Source organism: Dethiosulfatibacter sp., assembly GCF_983023055.1.
Genome location: NZ_CEZJXU010000406.1, coordinates 1 through 2,359 on the forward strand (window position 1 = coordinate 1; position 2,359 = coordinate 2,359).

4 protein-coding genes are annotated in these 2,359 nt (G+C 37.1%); all 4 read right to left on the reverse strand.

Translation table 11 applies throughout. From position 1 onward, the window contains the following. Nucleotides 1–102: 102 nt before the first annotated feature. Entirely contained in the window at nt 103–726 is a 624-nt protein-coding gene (gene nth, locus AC3AX0_RS11660; RefSeq protein ID WP_487550455.1) for an endonuclease III, read from the reverse strand. Continuing rightward, on the reverse strand, nt 723–1,004 hold the full coding sequence (locus tag AC3AX0_RS11665) for a DUF503 domain-containing protein (protein WP_487550456.1): 282 nt from the start codon (nt 1,002–1,004) through the stop codon (nt 723–725). Before AC3AX0_RS11665 ends, nth begins: the two co-directional genes overlap by 4 nt. Nucleotides 1,005–1,091: 87 nt before the next feature. Then, nucleotides 1,092–2,051, reverse strand: coding sequence for an LCP family protein (locus AC3AX0_RS11670; RefSeq protein WP_487550457.1), 960 nt, complete (start codon nt 2,049–2,051; stop codon nt 1,092–1,094). A gap of 69 nt (nt 2,052–2,120) precedes the next feature. After that, on the reverse strand, nt 2,121–2,359 hold a 239-nt coding region (locus AC3AX0_RS11675), incomplete at its 5' end, for a SpoIIE family protein phosphatase (protein ID WP_487550458.1).

Consider the following 2,359-nt stretch of genomic DNA (forward strand, 5'->3'; position numbering starts at 1 on the left):
CATGGTCACCTCCACAATAAAAGATTATAACATCAATTTAATTTATAATAAACAAGTTTTTCTTACGAATTTAACAATTTAACATAAACTTTACATTAGTCCCTAAAGACCATTTTTTTTGCATTCATTAACTATCATGCAATCACCACAAAGTGGGTTTTTAGCCTTACATATTCTCCTCCCGTGAAATATGAATAGATGGTGAGATAATATCCACCTATGCTCTGGAATAAGCTTCATAAGTGCATCTGATACCTTGTCGGGAGTTTTCTCTTCCGTGAGACCGATTCTTCTGGATACCCTGAATACATGAGTATCCACAGCAAGGGCAGGTATTTCAAAGGCTACTGACCTTACAACAGAAGCCGTCTTTCTTCCTACACCCGACAATGACATAAGTTCCTTCTCTCCACTTGGCACCTTTCCGTCAAAATCCGACTTAAGTACCCTGCAGAGCTTGTGTATGCTTTTTGACTTGTTTTTGTATAGTCCTATTTTTCTTATCTTTTCTTCTATCTCCTCAAGCTCCAATGTTAGAAAGGCATCAAGGTCAGGATATTCTTCAAATAATCTAAAAGTCACCTTATTTACACCCTTGTCCGTCGATTGGGCACTAAGAACTGTAGCCACTAGTAGCTGAAAGGGAGAATTGTGGTACAGCTCGCACTGTGCGTCAGGATGCTGCTTTTCAAGTTTATCCAATATTTCTTCTGTATTGTCTATCAATATGTCATCCTTTCTGTGTTTACAATTTCAACCCTGCTGTCCTTTTCGATAAAACCTATTACCTTGTCTATTGTCTGTTCTCCCAGAACATTGGAATTGGAAACATGAGCAACAGATATCAATGACCTGTTCCATTTTTCATTATAGTCCGTCTCGCTTATGGAAATATTATACCTTTCCCTGAGTCTGTTAATCAGACTCTTAAGGACCCTTCTTTTATCTTTAAGGGAATTGCTTTCATATATGTATATTTCTATATTACAGATTATTGATATCATAAGGCATGTTCTCCTTGTTTCAAATATGAAAAGGACTCCCCAAAGCCTTTGAGAAAGTCCTATTCAATTCAACAAATTAAATTCACTTTATTGCTGACTGATACCATCCATGTAAAGAACCTTGACCATGTCTTCAACTTTCTTAGGATCATGAACATAGAAGGACAAGCCATCTATTATTGTTGCATGTCCAGGAAGCATCCTGGTATCTAGATTTTCAACTGAAAAGTTTACCGCATCTCCTGCCAGAAGGAGCATGTCAGCCAGTGAAAGGTCAGTCTTGATATATGGATATACCGCCTTCACAACTGAAGGAAGCTTAAGTCCCAGTGCTTTCTTAATTGCGTTTTTAACAAATGCCTGCTGGGCTGCAATCCTTCCAAGGTCACCGTCAGGATACCCTACTGTCAGGTCGTTGTTGTGCCTGAATCTCAAATATTGAAGGGCATGCTCTCCATCGAGAACATTATCTCCCTCCTTGATGTCTATAACAAGCGGAGGATTATCATATATATCTTCATATTCCATGTCGAAAGGTACATAAACCTTAACTCCGCCAATGGCATCCACTGCCTTTTCAACACCTTCATAGTCAACTGTAACAAAATTGTGTATAGGGATTTTCAATATGTTTTCTATAGCTCCCATTACACCCTGTGCCTTGGTTGAGCCGTATACTGCGTTAATCTTCTTGCTTCCAGGATTGTCATATCCCGCTCTGTGAAAAAACGTATCTCTAGGTATTGATACTATATCAGCCTCTGCTGTAGCCTTGTCAAAGCTCACAAGCATTATTGTGTCAGTTCTTCCATCTTCAATTCCAAGCAATACAATATTTATCCTCTTTGAATTTTGTATTGCCTTTTCAAGTGGTGTCATTTCAGTTGCATCACTTCCGTCGCCCTTGTCCCATTTTGGATTTTCCACCTGTGTGAAGTCTTCCTTGTCAGATGGGTTAAAGAATTTTACATAAGTATATATTCCCGCCCCTATCATTAGAACAAAGCAAAGTAAGGATATGAAAAACACCTTTAAAAAATGTTTCATAATTCACCTCATAGTTTCATTTAAAAAAATTTAGCAATTATATCATTAATATGCCGATTTTTCAATTTTTTATATTACTTTTATTTCCAAAAGAGCCAGGTCGTCTATATTCCTGCCTCTAATATTTTTTATTTCTTCTTCGATATTTGGTATGATATCGTCATATTTTTCAAACATTTCAATAAGTCCTTCTTCCTGAAGAAATTCACCATATTCATCCTTCATTTCCGTTATACCATCAGTATAAAAAAGAATCTTGTCGTTTTCCTCCATTTGTAGGTGGTTTGTTTCATAGGACACACTATCAA

What these genes read in the sequence shown, in the direction of transcription:
- AC3AX0_RS11665 (WP_487550456.1), bottom strand. Translation starts at nt 1,004, where the DNA reads ATGATATCAATAATCTGTAATATAGAAATATACATATATGAAAGCAAT.
- AC3AX0_RS11670 (WP_487550457.1), bottom strand. Translation starts at nt 2,051, where the DNA reads ATGAAACATTTTTTAAAGGTGTTTTTCATATCCTTACTTTGCTTTGTT.